The organism is Aerosakkonema sp. BLCC-F183, from assembly GCF_041929145.1.
In the GTDB taxonomy this organism is placed as follows: domain Bacteria; phylum Cyanobacteriota; class Cyanobacteriia; order Cyanobacteriales; family Aerosakkonemataceae; genus Aerosakkonema.
The window spans coordinates 61,941-77,286 of sequence record NZ_JBHFNU010000114.1; the positions used below are offsets into that span (position 1 = coordinate 61,941).

Annotated in this window: 15 protein-coding genes; 5 read left to right on the forward strand and 10 right to left on the reverse strand. The window is 43.4% G+C overall.

Annotation, left to right across the window (positions count from 1 at the left end; translation table 11 throughout):
- Positions 1 to 111: 111 nt before the first annotated feature.
- Positions 112 to 360 carry a hypothetical protein gene (locus ACE1CD_RS33625; protein WP_374827526.1) on the reverse strand — a complete coding sequence of 83 codons (249 nt, stop codon included), beginning with the start codon at positions 358 to 360 and terminating at the stop codon, positions 112 to 114.
- Between the two features lie 334 nt (positions 361 to 694).
- On the opposite strand from ACE1CD_RS33625, the gene ACE1CD_RS33630 reads away from it, so the two are divergent.
- Together ACE1CD_RS33630 and ACE1CD_RS33635 are read left to right on the forward strand one after the other, a co-directional pair.
- Positions 695 to 823, forward strand: a complete 129-nt coding sequence (locus ACE1CD_RS33630; RefSeq protein ID WP_374789273.1) for a hypothetical protein — start codon at positions 695 to 697, stop codon at positions 821 to 823.
- 123 nt (positions 824 to 946) lie between these two features.
- On the forward strand, positions 947 to 1,189 hold the full coding sequence (locus ACE1CD_RS33635) for an AbrB/MazE/SpoVT family DNA-binding domain-containing protein (protein WP_374789272.1): 243 nt from the start codon (positions 947 to 949) through the stop codon (positions 1,187 to 1,189).
- Between the two features lie 367 nt (positions 1,190 to 1,556).
- Here the strand turns inward: ACE1CD_RS33635 and ACE1CD_RS33640 are convergent, their stop codons facing one another.
- From ACE1CD_RS33640 to ACE1CD_RS33660, 5 genes are all read right to left on the reverse strand, one after another.
- On the reverse strand, positions 1,557 to 2,825 hold the full coding sequence (locus tag ACE1CD_RS33640) for a hypothetical protein (protein WP_374827527.1): 1,269 nt from the start codon (positions 2,823 to 2,825) through the stop codon (positions 1,557 to 1,559).
- Between the two features lie 171 nt (positions 2,826 to 2,996).
- Positions 2,997 to 3,872, reverse strand: a complete 876-nt coding sequence (locus ACE1CD_RS33645) for a sulfite exporter TauE/SafE family protein (protein ID WP_374827528.1) — start codon at positions 3,870 to 3,872, stop codon at positions 2,997 to 2,999.
- Between the two features lie 137 nt (positions 3,873 to 4,009).
- Positions 4,010 to 4,432 carry a DUF6691 family protein gene (locus ACE1CD_RS33650; protein WP_374827529.1) on the reverse strand — a complete coding sequence of 141 codons (423 nt, stop codon included), beginning with the start codon at positions 4,430 to 4,432 and terminating at the stop codon, positions 4,010 to 4,012.
- Positions 4,429 to 4,857 (reverse strand): YeeE/YedE family protein, encoded by a 429-nt coding sequence (locus tag ACE1CD_RS33655; RefSeq protein ID WP_374789814.1) that lies wholly within the window; start codon positions 4,855 to 4,857, stop codon positions 4,429 to 4,431. Before ACE1CD_RS33655 ends, ACE1CD_RS33650 begins: the two co-directional genes overlap by 4 nt.
- Before the next feature lie 11 nt (positions 4,858 to 4,868).
- Positions 4,869 to 5,573: an MBL fold metallo-hydrolase gene (locus ACE1CD_RS33660; RefSeq protein WP_374789812.1), complete on the reverse strand. Its 705-nt coding sequence runs from the start codon at positions 5,571 to 5,573 to the stop codon at positions 4,869 to 4,871.
- 289 nt (positions 5,574 to 5,862) lie between these two features.
- Between ACE1CD_RS33660 and ACE1CD_RS33665 the strand changes: the two genes are divergently transcribed.
- On the forward strand, positions 5,863 to 7,170 hold the full coding sequence (locus ACE1CD_RS33665; protein ID WP_374827531.1) for an FAD-dependent oxidoreductase: 1,308 nt from the start codon (positions 5,863 to 5,865) through the stop codon (positions 7,168 to 7,170).
- 22 nt (positions 7,171 to 7,192) lie between these two features.
- Positions 7,193 to 7,420, forward strand: coding sequence for a hypothetical protein (locus ACE1CD_RS33670; RefSeq protein ID WP_374827532.1), 228 nt, complete (start codon positions 7,193 to 7,195; stop codon positions 7,418 to 7,420).
- Positions 7,421 to 7,532: 112 nt separating this feature from the next.
- On the opposite strand, the gene ACE1CD_RS33675 is transcribed toward ACE1CD_RS33670, so the two are convergent.
- The 3 genes from ACE1CD_RS33675 to ACE1CD_RS33685 are packed head-to-tail and all read right to left on the reverse strand — an operon-like array spanning position 7,533 to position 11,452.
- The gene (locus ACE1CD_RS33675; protein WP_374789806.1) at positions 7,533 to 8,768 is read right to left on the reverse strand and encodes a WD40 repeat domain-containing protein; all 1,236 of its coding nucleotides are present in this window, start codon (positions 8,766 to 8,768) and stop codon (positions 7,533 to 7,535) included.
- A gap of 30 nt (positions 8,769 to 8,798) precedes the next feature.
- On the reverse strand, positions 8,799 to 10,169 hold the full coding sequence (locus ACE1CD_RS33680; protein WP_374827534.1) for a LamG-like jellyroll fold domain-containing protein: 1,371 nt from the start codon (positions 10,167 to 10,169) through the stop codon (positions 8,799 to 8,801).
- 38 nt (positions 10,170 to 10,207) lie between these two features.
- On the reverse strand, positions 10,208 to 11,452 hold the full coding sequence (locus tag ACE1CD_RS33685) for a WD40 repeat domain-containing protein (protein ID WP_374827535.1): 1,245 nt from the start codon (positions 11,450 to 11,452) through the stop codon (positions 10,208 to 10,210).
- 525 nt (positions 11,453 to 11,977) lie between these two features.
- Here ACE1CD_RS33685 and ACE1CD_RS33690 point away from each other — a divergent pair.
- Positions 11,978 to 13,705, forward strand: coding sequence for a putative bifunctional diguanylate cyclase/phosphodiesterase (locus ACE1CD_RS33690; protein WP_374827536.1), 1,728 nt, complete (start codon positions 11,978 to 11,980; stop codon positions 13,703 to 13,705).
- A 20-nt stretch (positions 13,706 to 13,725) separates the two neighbouring features.
- On the opposite strand, the gene ACE1CD_RS33695 is transcribed toward ACE1CD_RS33690, so the two are convergent.
- Entirely contained in the window at positions 13,726 to 15,288 is a 1,563-nt protein-coding gene (locus tag ACE1CD_RS33695) for an Hsp70 family protein (protein ID WP_374827538.1), read from the reverse strand.
- Positions 15,289 to 15,346 lie beyond the last annotated feature (58 nt).

A 15,346-nucleotide genomic window follows, 5' to 3' on the forward strand; every position in this document is an offset into this window, starting at 1 on the left:
TTGTTGAGAAATCCGCTTTCTTCAGCCGGATTTACCCCACGATTGAAATGGGGGACTTAAAAACCTTGATTTTAGATTTTGACTTTCATCCAAAATCCTCTCGTTAAAAGCCTACTTTTTTTGCCTAAGTTTCTTATCGAGAAGACATTTGGTAAGATGCCAAGCTAACCATCCCAATCCTCCACCGAATACGAAACTGAAAAAAAGCGCACTAATGAAAGGATGAGGCGGCAGGAGAGGATGTTGCAGTGAGGGTAATCGCCAAGGTTTTTCTATTAAGGGATAGCTACTAGCAAAAATTCCAGCAACGCCAAGTCCGACACCAATTCCAGTACCCACAGCTTGAATGGTGTTTTGCAATTTTTGAGCATTTTCGGCTTGCTCTATTTCTACTAAACCGCGTATACTAGCAATGGCTTTATCTAATAATTACGAACCTGGTTTAGAATAGTTTAAATCGGCTTCGATTTTCAACCCAACCTACACTATTTTAGGTACGTTGTTGCGCTTTAACGCCCTCTTTGGTTGGGTTTCATGCTTCAAGCCAACCTACATATTTTAGGTACGTTGTTGCGCTTTAGCGCTCTTATGAAACCTGGCATAAGAGGCGTCAAGCCCAACTACGTACAAAGAATAAGACTAATTTTATAACTAGATAGAATACGGATTATTAGTTCCAGATTAGCGACAAAAAATGAACGACGAATCTATGAATCACAAACTTGAACGGGATGAAAGCGAAGCAGAAGATATGTTGGAGGAATATGACTTCAGTGTTGGGTTTCCTAGCGTCAACCCAACCTACGAAAACCCAATTTTATGATGAGATCGCAAAATCTGGCAACTTGTCAAAGTTTTTCTTTCTTGCTATAATGTAGATACTCTGTATATACAGTTAAAAAAGGTGAAGTTCTGAGAGTAATATCACTAGCTAGAGGATCGGGATATGGTGGCAACGATCGCAAAGTGGGGAAACAGTCTTGCTGTTCGGATTCCACAGCATTTGGCGAAAGAGATTAACTTAACTGAAGGTTCCCAAGTAGAATTTGTGTTGATAGATGGTAAGCTAACGATCGAGCCGGTAACTCGTCGGCGATATTCCCTAGAGGAATTGATAGAAGCGATCGCACCAGAGAATCTTCATAATGAGATTGATAGTGGAATTGCTGTGGGGAATGAAGTTTTGTGACACAATCAAATACCTACATTCCGAGTCGAGGCGATATCGTTTATTTAGACTTTGACCCAACGAAGGGACATTGATAAAAGAAATAAGATGTATGTGTATATAAACCTCGGCAGGGCGAAGCATAGCCTTCGGCAAGGCTATCGCCTACGGACAGAAAATCTTGGGTTTTGTGTAATAAATTTTCGCCCGAATGCTAAGCGCATCCGCGCCGCTACGCGAACGCCCCTACACAATATATATTTCGTTCTTTTTGTAAGATTTTGCACCTGCGCTTTTAGGCTGTGAATTGATTCGCGGGCGGATTTTGTGATAATAAAAACAGCGATCGTGGGTTGATAAGTCAACTATAGCGCTTCTGGGCGATCGCTCAATCTTGGGGAAAAGCTTCATGGGTAGTAACTTCGAGGGCGGCGGTTTCCAATGCGATCGCTTTCTCTAAGTTATCAGTTTTCTCGCCTCTAATTCTGTCACGATAAGCTTTGGCGAGATAATTTTGCGTGGTTGCCCACTGTTCGGAAAATGCTTCGCGGGTGTATACTTCGAGGGCGGCGGTATGTGCGGCGATCGCTTTCTCTAAATTATCAGCTTTCTCTCCCCTAATTCTGGCACGGTAGAAACTTCCCAAACTATTTTGCATCTCCGCCCAATATGCGGGAAATACTTCCGGAGTGTATACTTCTAGGGCGTTAGTGGCATAAGCGATCGCTTGTTCTAGATTATCAGCTTTTTCTCCCCTAATTCGGTCAGAGTAAATCACTGCCAAATGATGTTGCACCATTGCCCAATAGTCGGGAAATGCCTCGCGGGTGTATACTTCCAAGCTGGTAGTGTGTGCGGCGATCGCTTTCTCCAGATTATCAGCTTTCTCGCCCTCGATCCGGAATAAATAGGCAATTGCCAGATCGTATTGCGCGTTCGCCCAATCTTCGGGAAATTCTTCGCGGATGTCAACTTGGAAGGCGGAGGTGTGTGTAGCGATCGCTATTTCCAGGTTATCGGCTTTTTCGCCTGCGATTCTGTTACGATAGGCATGGGCGATATTATGTTGCGTTCGCGCCCATTTTTCCCTGCCCGGTTCGCGATGACTTAAAACGATTTGATAACCTGCGATCGCAATTTCAATATTATTTGCTCTATCCCCCACAGGCAATTTAAGGATATAAAAACTTAAAGATTCTATATAATAGAGAACTCGCTGGACTGAGTTCGGATGTTGAACGAGCAAATTTGCAGTCACTCGCTGTAAAATTGCCGGAAAGCGATCGTCGAGGAGATGTTGCCGTTGCGCTAATATGGGGTAAATAACTTTTCCATCGTTATCCTTTTCTATTGCTTGCAATAACTCTAGGATAAAATCCCCATACTCTAGTATACTTTCATCTTCTAAATTCTCCCCATCTCCCTCTTCATCCATCTCCAAATATTCCTCTAGATGACCGATCAGACTTCGCAAAAAATCAGCCTCATTCTTGTCTCCTTTCTGTGCCAACTCTGCCGCTACTATCTCGCAAACTTCCAGAAAGTTCCGATCCAGCAATGCCGAATTTGCCTGTAAAATCGCTGATTCTTCACCGCTGGGACATTGCAGCAATTGTCGAATCAAATTGAGATAATCTTGAATGCGATCGTCATCCATATTTTTAGGAATTTTGTCCTGTTCCCGCTCTAATATGGCACAAAGCGGTTTAATTTGGCAGATTTTAACAAATTTTTTCAGATTGGTTTTGACTTTTCCAGGTACGTAGTTGGGCTTTAGCCCCTGGTAAGTAGTTGGGCTTTAGCCCCTGGTTTTGTTGGGTTTCATACTTCAACCCAACCTACTAGATTGTTTAATTGTAGTTGAAATATGTTGGATTGCTTTAGAAGAAGTTCTTTCAGATTTATGAAATCCTGATTGATTTTGAAATAAAACAAACGCAGCCACAGCTAAAAGAAAATAACCAAAGCTTTTCTGAAGTTGTTGTGCGGAGACAAACTGAGCTAAATAAGCGCCCAATAAAGTTCCCAAACTAGCAGCTAATGTAAATGATACAGTTAGAAAAGTATCAAAAGAAACATGACCCAAATAACCTACTAATCCAGCCACAGCATTGAGAGCAATAATTAGCAGAGATGTGCCAATTGCCTCTTTCATGGGGGTATTTCCCAATAGCACTAAAGCCGGCACAATGGCAAATCCTCCGCCGACGCCTATTAAACCAGTTAAAATACCTACGCTTACTCCTTCAACTGTTAACCACAACCAACTATATTTATGCACTGTTTGAGGAGAAGGAATTAGTTTTTGGTTTTCTTTTTGAGGTGGGTTTTTACTTTGAGAATTTCGCAGGATCATAAACACAGCCATGAGCAGCATCATCATGGCAAATAAAACCATTTGAAATGTTTCTGTAACGATAGGTAGTACGGCTATTTTGGCTCCGATAAATGCTCCTAACATGGTAGCAGAACCAAAAATGTAAGCTTTTTTTAAATTAATATTTCCTCGTCGCCAGTGGGGAATAACTCCGAGCAAACTAACGGAGCCAACAATGACTAAAGTCATTGCGATCGCAGACTTGGGTGCTATTCCCATCACATAGACCAGAATTGGCAAAGCCAATACAGATCCACCTCCACCCAACAATCCCAAACTAATACCAATACAGACAGCTAACAAATGTCCGATCGTCCAAATAAGCATTGTTTTTTCCTTGATAATTTCTGCGATTGCCAGCAATTTTTGCCAAAAGTATTCCCCCACAGGTATTACTAATACCTGTGAAATTTAGCTGATAAATTTATGTAAACGACAAAAGAATCGGGATGAGCTAAAAGAATCTAAAATCTAGAATTGGTCGCATACCATTTGTAGGCGATCGAACCTGCAAGGAACGCCACCATAAACAAAATTGGATTCCCATTCCGTAACACTAAAGCAACGATTCCTGGCCCAGGACAGTAACCGGCTATTCCCCACCCAATCCCGAAAATAGCCGCGCCAATTACTAAAGGTTTGTCGATATTTTTATTAGTGGGTAAATAGAATTTGTCTGCCAAGATTGGGTGAGTCAGACGCAGCACGAATCGAAAGGCAATTACTGTCACCGTGACTGCGCCACCCAACACAAATAATAATGTGGCATCCCAATTACCAGCGACATCCAAAAAGCCGAGTACGCGATCGCGATCGATCATTTGAGAAAGTCCCAATCCCAGACCGAATAGCACTCCTGACAATAACGCGATTAGCTTCTCTTTCATATACTCAACCGCAATACGTGACGGACAACAAAAACTGTCAGGATGGCAGTAATCATAAATGTGAGAACTGCGACTAGCGATCGCATTGACAATCGACCTAAACCGCATACTCCGTGACCGCTAGTACAACCGCTACCCATACGAGTGCCAAAGCCTACCAGAAAACCGCCGATAATCATTGCCCAAGGCGTAAATGCAGCGGTGGGAGTAGGTTGAGGTGCTAGTACATTTTCGTATAAAATGCCACCTAGCAACATCCCCAAGATAAACAACCACCGCCAGAATTCTTGCTTGGAAAAGGCGATCGCACCATTGACAATTCCACTAATTCCAGCAATGCGACCGTTGAATGCTAGTAATAGGGTGGCACTTAACCCAATGGAGATGCCCCCGATTAAAGCATAAACCCAGTTAAAATTTGCCACGATCTAAATCCTCAAACTTTTGCCATTACAGCCACATTTCCACATTTTTGGTTAGCTGGTACTGCTTCGGCAATTTTCTTGGGATTGGGCAAATTCAGGTTATTCATTTGTTCGATAAAACTCGCCCGATCTTTGCCTGCAAACCGGGGGTTGTATTGCTTTTCTTCACCAATTGTAGAAACCAGATGTCCTCTATAATCGTGACCGGGATAAACTAACGTTTCATCTGGCAGAGTAAATAATTTTTGCGTAACATGGTCGTACATCAAACCGGGATTACCGCTTTGGAAATCAGTCCGTCCGCAACCGCGAATAAACAGAGAATCTCCCGTTAGCAATATGTTTTGATTGACGAGGTAAGAGTTATGGCTGTCGGTATGTCCTAAAGTTGCGATCGTCTTAATTTCAATATCGCCTAATTTTAATACTTCCCCATCTTTAATAAAGCGATTAGCACAAGCAGCTTGGGCATTTTCTGGCACTATGCCATCACAACCTGTAATTTGCCGCAACTTACCCGTTCCCGTAATGTGGTCGGCGTGAATGTGCGTTTCCAAACAATAGCGCAAAGTAAGTCCTAATTCTTGTATTAACTTTAAGTCTCGATCGACTTGTTCGATCACCGGATCGACTAAAGCGGCTTCTTTGGTGTTTTCGTCCGCAATTAAATAGGTATAAGTGCTGGTTTCGTTGTCGTACAGTTGGCGGAATAGCATATCTCTGGCTCCTGGTAAAATTTTTTACCTGCTTGATGGAATGTTTGGCGCAATCTGGTTCCCAGGCTCAGCCTGGGAACTGCAAAGAAGGCTGAGCCTCCTTCGCTTTCAAATATGCCACGCGAGTCGGGCATATTTGTTGATTGCTTATATTGCCATATAGTAATTTAAATTTTACAATTTGACAATAGCGACAAAAAAGTTTGCAGCGGAGGTAAGTAGATTTACCGAACCTGCCAGAACCTGATTGGCTAAAAATCGACCTGTTCTTCAAAAAAAAAGACTACTTATGATCGCGTCAACTTCCCAGCAATCGCAGACTCCCGCGTCCGCAACTCCCACCATTACCAAGACACTGCACCACCAAATCGTTTTCATCGGCGGTGGGTCTGCCGGACTGACGACCGCCTCTATGTTATTGAAAAAAAATAAATCCTTAGATATTGCGATTATCGAACCATCGCACAAGCAGTATTACCAACCCGGTTGGACGATGACAGGTGGGGGAGTATTCCAAATTGAGGATACAGTCAGGGAGAAAAAAGATTTTATGCCTCAACAAGCGACTTGGATTGCAGACCGAGTGGTTAAATTAGACCCCGATCGCAATGCCGTCGTGACCAAAGAAGGTATCCTGGTTGAGTACGATTACTTAATTGTCTGTCCCGGCATTCAGTTGGACTGGCATTTAATTAAAGGATTGAAAGATGCGATCGGCAAAAATGGCGTTACCAGTAATTATGCGCCGAATTACGCACCTTATACCTGGGAACTAATCAAAAATTTCCCTGGTGGAAACGCTTTATTTACCTTTCCCAACACACCAGTTAAATGTGGTGGTGCGCCGCAAAAAGTCATGTATATGGCAGATGACACCTTTCGCAAGCTGGGAGTGAGCGATCGCACTAACGTCATGTTTTTGACGCCAGCCACCAAAATGTTTGCCGTACCGGAATATTCCGCCATATTAGATAAAGTTGTTGCCGAACGGGGAATTGATGTTAAGTTCCGGCACAACTTGAAAGAAATTAAAGGGGAAACCAAAGAAGCAGTATTTGATATTTTCGATGATAGCGGTGCAGTTGTCGATGAAGTTACTCACAAGTACGATATGATTCACGTCGCACCACCGCAAAGCGCACCGGACTTTATTAAACAAAGTCCTTTGGCAGTTCCGGGTAGCGCCTATGGTTGGGTAGATGTGGATAAATACACCCTACAGCACAATCGATATCCCAACGTATTTAGTTTAGGAGATGCTTCTTCTTTGCCAACTTCCAAGACAGCAGCAGCACGCAAACAAGCAGCAATTGTAGTCGAAAATTTGTTGGCATTTATAGCTTCCCAACCATTATTGCATAAGTATGACGGCTACACTTGCTGTCCTTTAATCACTGGGTATGGCAAGACTATCATGGCTGAGTTTGATGGTTATAACGGTACAGTGCTTTCTAGTTTTCCTCTCAATCCCGTGAAAGAACGCTGGATTATGTGGAAGATGAAAACTACTGGTTTGCCTTGGATTTACTGGAATCGGATGCTGAAAGGAGAGCAGTTTGAGGGGGATTACATCAAGTTTATGCAATGGCGGCAGTAGTTTTGTTAGCTATTTCGGGTTGATGAAAAAAAGTTTTTTGTCTTACCGATTTGGCGATATGGTGGGTTACGGTACTTGCACGACCATCCGAGAAACCGGGTTTCTGCGTAAATCTCAGGACTTACGCACCCCGAAGCCAGAAACCGGGTTTCTGCGTCGATATCTAGTTGAAAAAGCAACGATTTTTCATAGAAACCCGGTTTCTTTGCGGAGAAAGGTTTGTTTGGGGAGAAACCGGGTTTCTGCGTAAATCTGTAGCTCCCTAGCAACGATTTTGCTAAGAAACCCGGTTTCTTTGCGTAATTCCTAAATCTGTAGCTCCCTAGCGACGATTTTGCTAAAAAACCCGGTTTCTTTGCCTGCTAACGCACTCCCCAAACTCTAATTGTACCATCCTTACTGCTACTAACAATTTTACCTGCATCGGGGGTAATGGCAACAGCAACAACGTCATTTAGATGACCTTCTAACATATGCAATTGCGTACCCGTTCGCAGATGCCACAATCTAATTGTGTCATCGCGACTGCAACTGGCAAAGGTGTAGCCATCGCGTGCGATCGCAATATTATTCACCTCATTCCAATGTCCGATGATAGTGCGTAAAAATTTACCCGTTTGCAAGTTCCACAGTTTAATTGTTTTATCCTGGGAACCGCTAATCAGGATTTTACTATCGGGACTGATTGCCACGCATTTAACCCCATCGGAATGTCCGATGAGGGTATGCAATAATTCTCCTGTTTCTAAGTTCCACAATTTGATTGTAGAGTCGGCACTGCCGCTGGCTAAAATCTTACCATCTTGGCTAATGGCAATAGATTTAACTGCACCTGTATGTCCTGCAAAAGTGGAAATTAACCCTTTCGTGCGTAAATCCCACAATTTGATAGTACGATCTTCGCTGGCAGTGGCGAGAGTTTTTCCGTTGGGTGTAATGGCAACGCAATTAACTGCCTCAGTATGGGGAAATAAAGTATAAAGTAATGCCTTGTCCAAACTTTTCCTTTGTGCTAGATTTCCACCATTATTTGCCGGATTTTGTAATTGCCAAACTTTGACGGTGTTATCGCAACAGCAACTCACAATAGTTTGTCCGGAAGAACTGATGGCAATAGATTTGATTCCATCTGTATGTCCGCTGAGGGTGCGAACGATCCTGCCCGTGTAGAGCGATCGCACTGTAATAATTTTGTCACCGCCGCCACTGACAATATTTTGTCCGTCAGGAGAAACGGTCAGAGCATAAGTGGTAAAATTGGGTGTGTAATATCTGTACAAACACCCAAACAATTGATACGGATTGTGTTCTTGTAAAACTCGTTGCAAAGTTTCTTTTTCGCAATCTTGAACTAGCAAGTAGGCAGTTTGCCGCACTTGCCACGATTTATCCATTAAGGCGGAAAATAGCAGTTCTAAACCTGCTTGTCCGTACTTAGTTGTTTCTTGCAGAGCTGCCAATCGTTGGACGATATCTGCGCTGGCGAAGCGCCGCTTGACGCCGGCGATTCCTCCCAAAACGGCAGCACCCACAGGTGTGGGCGTTTGATTGCCTAAGACGACATCGTAAGCTCTGGGCCGATCGCGATCGTGTGCCATTGCACTGGTAGGCTTGTAGTACTCTTTGTATTATGCCTCATATATCGCTTGAATTTCGATCGCCTCCAGCACACGATTGAAAAGTCGGACATCTGCAATGTTACCCTTGAAGAATCCGGGCCAACTCGGATGATCCGAACGTCTGCCAATTCGCAACGGTTTCGGGTTGTTGAGAGAACCTTGTCTGTCTGTTGGGTTAAATCGATTGCCGACCTCTACCCCATCAAGATACCACCTTCCCCCATCAGTTTGGTCTCGGTCAACTGTAATCGCCACATGATGCCACTTGCTATTAGTAATTGATATATAGGCGAGGTAATTCGTCCATCCAGTGCCTATCCCATCAGCTAGTTGACAACATAAACTGCCGCGATAATTGCAAACAGTATAGCCCTGCACAGCACCCGAACTTTCTACTCTTTTATCAATAATGACATCGATATTTCCATGCGGGTTACTGGTATTAACCCAAAAACAGATGGAAAGGTCGCCCGTTCCGAAGTTTAAAGCAGGAGCGTCGCTAATTTGTACATAGTCATTCACGCCATCAAAGCAGAGAGAACTAAGCAAACTGGGCTTGATGGTATTAGTTATGGGTGTGGGAGTGCAACCATTGATTATGCCGTGATTTGTGCCGATGCGATCGCTAACAGTATTACCTTCAGTTTCATCCAAGCGCCACCACGCCACCATATCTGGAGGTATGTATTCCCGCAGTGCTTGTCGAACTTTAATTTCTGTCCTTTTTTGCAGTAGCAAATAAGCAGTTGCTCGTACTTGTCCGTTAGCATCTTTCAAAGATTGCATAACTAAATTTATCCCGGCTTCTCCATAATTCAGCGCTTCTTTTAGTGCCGCAATTCTTTGAGAGACGATCGCACTTGCCAATCGCGACTTCACACCTGCGATTCCTCCCAATACAACCGCATTCACAGGCGGTGGAGTTTGACCGCCAAGGACAGCATCATATTCTTGCGGTTGCGGGATATTGTTGTTAGTAATTTGAGGAGTCAATTGATTACGCAATCTGGCTTTAGCAATCGCCGATTTGATTGCAAAAATCAGTTGGTTTTGGTCAAAAATTTTCTGTAAAAATTCAAAATACGCAAACGGTTCGGGAATTTTTGCTCTTACTTCATCTATACGTCCTGACATCACCACTAAGGGAATTTTCTGTAATTCCGGATCGGCTTGGATATGCTGAAACACTTCCCAACCGCTCACTCTAGGCAATATCCAATCCAGTAAAATCAGGTTTGGCCGCTCTTGGTGGATGAGATTGATTGCCTCCAGACCATCTTTAGCTTCCAAGATTTCAAATTTACCCACAGGTAACATTGCTTTGGTATTTCTACGAACGACTCCGCTGTCATCAATAATCAAGATTTTGTGATTCGCCATAACTTATTTCCGTTGTTTTGGAATCTCTATGCAAAAGTTCAAACGCTCCACACCTTAATTATCCCGTTCCTATCCCCACTCACAACAGTCTTTCCATCCGGACTGATATTCACCGATGCAATTACATTGGCATAACGACCTGAATAGTTGCCCAGTGTGCAAATTTCTTCGCCTGTCTCTAAATCCCATAATTTAACGGTGCCATCCCAACTGCCGCTGACGATTATTTTGCCATCAAAACTGAGGGCAAGAGATGTCACCCAGTTTTGATGTCCGACAAGAGAATGTATTTCCTCTCCTGTCTGCCAATTCCATACTTTGACGGTTTTATCATTACTGCCACTCACCAAAGTTTTTCCGTCGGGAGTAAAAGTAAGGGCAGTCACTTCCCCACCCGGATGCGGTTGCAAAGTGCGGATTTCTTCTCCGGTTTGCAAATGCCAAATTTTAATTGTACGATCGTGAAAACCTCCGCCAGTCGCCAGAGTTTGTCCATCTGGACTCAGCGCAATTTTGGTAATATGATTGTGATGCCCCTTAACAGTAAAATTATGAATTTTTCGTCCGGTTTTTAAATTCCAGATAGTAATTGTTTTGCCCTGAGTGCCGCTGACTAATGTTTGCCCATCTCGACTGATGGCAACTGAAATAATCCTGGCTGGATGATTGGTATGAGTGGCAATTTCTGGGATTGACTGCGGATATTCAATCAAACTGCGAACTTCTTCGCCTGTTTGCCAATCCCAAACTGAGATTGTATGGTCGCAGCTACCGCTGACGAGAGTTTTTTTATCTAAATTGGAGATGAGGGAACAAACCCAAGTGCAATGTCTTTTGAGTGTGCGAATTACTTCTCCTTGCTGTAAATCCCAAACTATAATTTTACCCAGTTCGCCGCCACTAAACAAGTGCTTGCCATCTTGGCTAAAAGCAATAGCAGTCACGTAACCTGAATGTCGATCGAGTATTTTTAAAGATGTCGGTCTATATGTCCATAGTGCTTTGAGAACTCCCGGTAATTGTGGATTTTCTTGGAGAACTCCGCAAGCAGCTTGCCGGATTTCCTCCGATTCGTCGTTCAGAAATTCGATCGCTAACTCTAAACCGGCTTTTCCGTACTTCAACGTATCCGATAATGCGAGAATTCGTTGCTGGATAATGGGGCTGACCAAGCGTCTCTTCACAGCTGCTAAGCCTCCTAAAACAGCAGCATCTGGTGAGCTTACTACTTGAGCGCCAAGTACGGCATCGTATTCTCTGGGTAGATGGGGATTCTCTGCCATTGCAACTTTAGTATGCGACTTTTACCAGTGTCGCCGATCGCTCCTATTTTGCGCTTGTTCCCTCAGAGAGTTAGCTGCGGGTTAGTACCTCCCAGTACGGTGTCATCTTTCCTGGTTTTATCATAGACCTCTCTTCCAAAAGAATCTGAAAGGCAGGCAGGATGCCTACCCCACAAGAATTTTTGGAGATGTCTAATAATTTTCTGCCATTGCACCTCAAATTCTGCACAATTACTACTAAAATATGTCTGAAACAAGTGAACTGATGCGCTTTGAGGCTTAAAGACAAGATTGCCGATTTTTCTACGTTCACCAGTTTTTCACATTTTGTTGCTAAACTAAAAGTTAAGTAAAAAGTAATCGCTCTACTACTTAAGACAGAGCAAAATGAGATCTATCTTTGGGGTAGATTTGCACAGTTTTCGGGGTAATCAAGATAAACACAGGCAAATTTATGGAATAAGTTGCCTGAGCGAAATTATTCGGCTTTAGCGAACGGCAAGATCATTTTATCTGGTATTTTTCATGAAAAAAATCGATCGAGAGTTGTCGCTTTACGTATTTATCTCGAAATTTCCCCGTCCCAAAAGCTACGAGGGCAAAATCATGTGCGTGGCGTTTTTGGGAACGCACGTACCGCTGTTAGCTATTTTGGGTTATTTTTTAGCGAGCAACTCATTTTCCTTGGCTGCAAGTCTGCGGGTGCTGGTAATTGCACTAGCTGCGACTTTAATCGGCACAGTCGTGACGTTATATGTTTTGCACAAATTGCTAGCACCCATAATTCTCACCTATTTAGCGCAAAGAGCATATATCAATCAAAAAAAGCTACCCGATCTGCCAACTAAATATACTGATGAAGCTGGTATTTTGATGGCAGATACAGTCCAAACAATCAAAAAATTAGATGAAGTTATCGAACATTTAACTAACTACGATGCTGTAACAAGTCTTGCCAATCGAGTTTTGTTTGGCGAGCGTCTCCAGCAAGCTTTGTTGCGAAATCAGGAAAGAAATCGACTGTTAGCGGTGATGGCTTTGAAGTTGAATAATTTTCGAGAAATTAATAATGGTTTGGGAAGCGATGCAGCCGATCGACTACTCAGAGTAATTGCCCAAAGGCTGAGCGCTATTATATCCACTCACGATATTCTTTGTCGAATTGGCAGCGATGAATTTGCGATCGCGCTTACCGAATTAACTGCATCGGAGGATGCGGTAGAGTTTTGTCGATCGCTCCTCGATCGCCTCGCTGCACCCATCAATTTATTTGGCGATCGCGTCAATGCTGTAGTTAGCATTGGCATTGCTATCTATCCCTTTGATGGCAATACAGTCGATCGACTTTTGCAAAGTGCCAATACAGCAGTTGATGAAGCCTATCGCAAAATGCCGAATCACTATCAGTTTTACTCAGCTAACATGAATTCACAATTGCAAGAACGGTTAGCTTTGGAAAGTAAATTGCGTTATGCTTTGCAGCGAAACGAACTGCTACTTTACTATCAGCCAAGAGTTGACACAACTACGGGAAAAATTGTGAGTGTCGAAGCGTTATTGCGTTGGCAAAACCCGGAACTTGGACTCGTCTCGCCAGCCAAATTTATCCCGATTGCAGAGGCTAATGGTTCGATCGTTCCCATTGGGGAATGGGTGATACGCACGGCTTGCACTCAAAACCGACTCTGGCAAGAATCGTTATCCCAATCGTTGCGCGTAGCGGTTAATTTGTCAGCTCGCCAATTGGCACAATCAAATTTAGTTGAACGCATCGCTTCTATCCTCAATGAGACACAACTCAATCCCGCTTATTTAGAACTTGAAGTTACGGAAAGTTTGATGATGGAGAATCTCGAACAGTCAATTAGGGTACTGGAAGAATTGCGCGAGTTAGGTGTGAAGTTAGCACTGGATGATTTTGGCACCGGATATTCATCTTTAAATTATTTGAGACGTTTTCCGATCCATACTCTGAAGATCGATCGCTCTTTTGTGCGCGACGTTGTTTCTAACTCCCATGATGGAGCAGTTACCAACGCAATTATCACTTTGGCAAAAAGCCTAGACTTAAATATCACCGCTGAAGGCGTAGAAACACAAGAACAGTGCGAATATGTGAAAGCACAAGGTTGCCATGAAATTCAAGGTTACTATTTTAGTCCGCCGATTACCACCCTTGCCATGACTGCGTTATTAAAGAAAGGTGAAAGATTAGCAGATTCGGGAGGTTTTAGGAGTTTAATGTCAAGTTGAGGAATGCGATAATATTTTAATTATTGAAGTTTGGCGATCGCACTCCTCTCCACCAACACTCGTCTCGTCAACAAATCTTTCACTGTTGCCAACAAAACCCGCCCTTCATTCACTTCAAAATTTACTTCGATCCTATCTATGCCTAGTTGTCCCGGCGGGTCGAGATGCGCTACGCAAACTTGTTCGTGATGACTTTCCAAAGAACGAAATTCTGACTCTTGATGCACGCTGCCACTCGTCATTCTTCCCAGTGCATCAAAGGTTACTTCTGCTTGGGATATTTCTGCCAATTCGCCAATATCCAAACGAATTTCTCGCTGTCCTTCTAAGGCTGTTTGCAATATCAGCGGTTCGTCGCGTTGGCAGGGATATTTAGTTCCCTTTTCAAACAAAGGAAAATAAGAATAAGTTCGCATTTGCGGTTCCCAGAGACGAATTGCATAGCCATGTCGCAGATAATCTTCCACTTCGATTATCTCAGGAAGTGTCAGCGCACCGTGCGCGATCGCTTCAAATGGCTTGCCTATTTTTACCCGCGATTTGCCAAAATAAGATATCACTAATTGCTGCACTGCCGGAATTAAACAGCTACCTCCCACCAGCGCCACCAGTTCGATATCAGTTTTGCTGACGCCTTTGCTGTAAGCAACCGCTACCACTTCATCCAAAGCTTGCCGCAGTTGTTCTAATAACTGTTGATTTTCCAGTATTTCTTCTAATTCATCTCGACTTAAATTCAATTCGTGGGCAATGAAGTTTTCATCGTCGAACCAACTATCTTTGGCTGCACTTGCAGTTGATAATTGAATTTTCAATTTCTCTGCTATTTGCAATAAATTCTGCCAACCAATTTCTTGGATCTCTTGTCGCGAAGAACCAATTCGCCGCAAATAATGTTCGACAATCCAAACATCTATATCAACACCGCCGACATAAGCATCGGATTTCGCTATTACTTCAGCTTTTAATATTTTTTGTCCGCCGCTGGCTGCTTGAGTGCGAACTAAGCTTAAATCCAGAGTTCCGCCGCCAAAATCTACTACTAAAACCACAGAACCCGGTCTTTTCACCGCATAGCCAAGCGCTGCGGCTGTAGATTCATCTACGATTTGCACTTCCGGAACGCCCAGTTTTTCGCCAACATCGCGAAACCAGTCGAGATAGCGTTCAAATGCACCCACAGGTACGGTAAAAATTACGTTCTTGGGTTGCAGTTTTTCTGGCTCTATTTGTTGCCAAATTTCTTTGATAAACAGTTCCGATACTGATTCTGCCGAGTAACTGTTACCATCAATTTGACGGGGTGGCGGCTGAAAATCTGCGGCTAAATCGCGTTTGAATGCCTGAAAAAGTCGCTCTGTTTCGTTAAAAGCGAGACGTTGCGATCGCACCTGTTCCCCAAACACGAGGCGGTTTTCCTTTTGGACGTATACCAGCGTTGGGACTACAAATACTTGACCGCCAGGTGTTTCAAATCCTCGCGATATGGCTTTAAATTTCAGCGTCCGTGGCGTCTGCGTTGCGGGATCTAGAGTGCAGACGACGGTGTTGCTTGTTCCGAAATCGATGGCAACAACTGTCATTAGCTATCAGTCATCAGTAATTGGTTAATTTCAGATGGCAGATTCCAAAGCTTTGAAA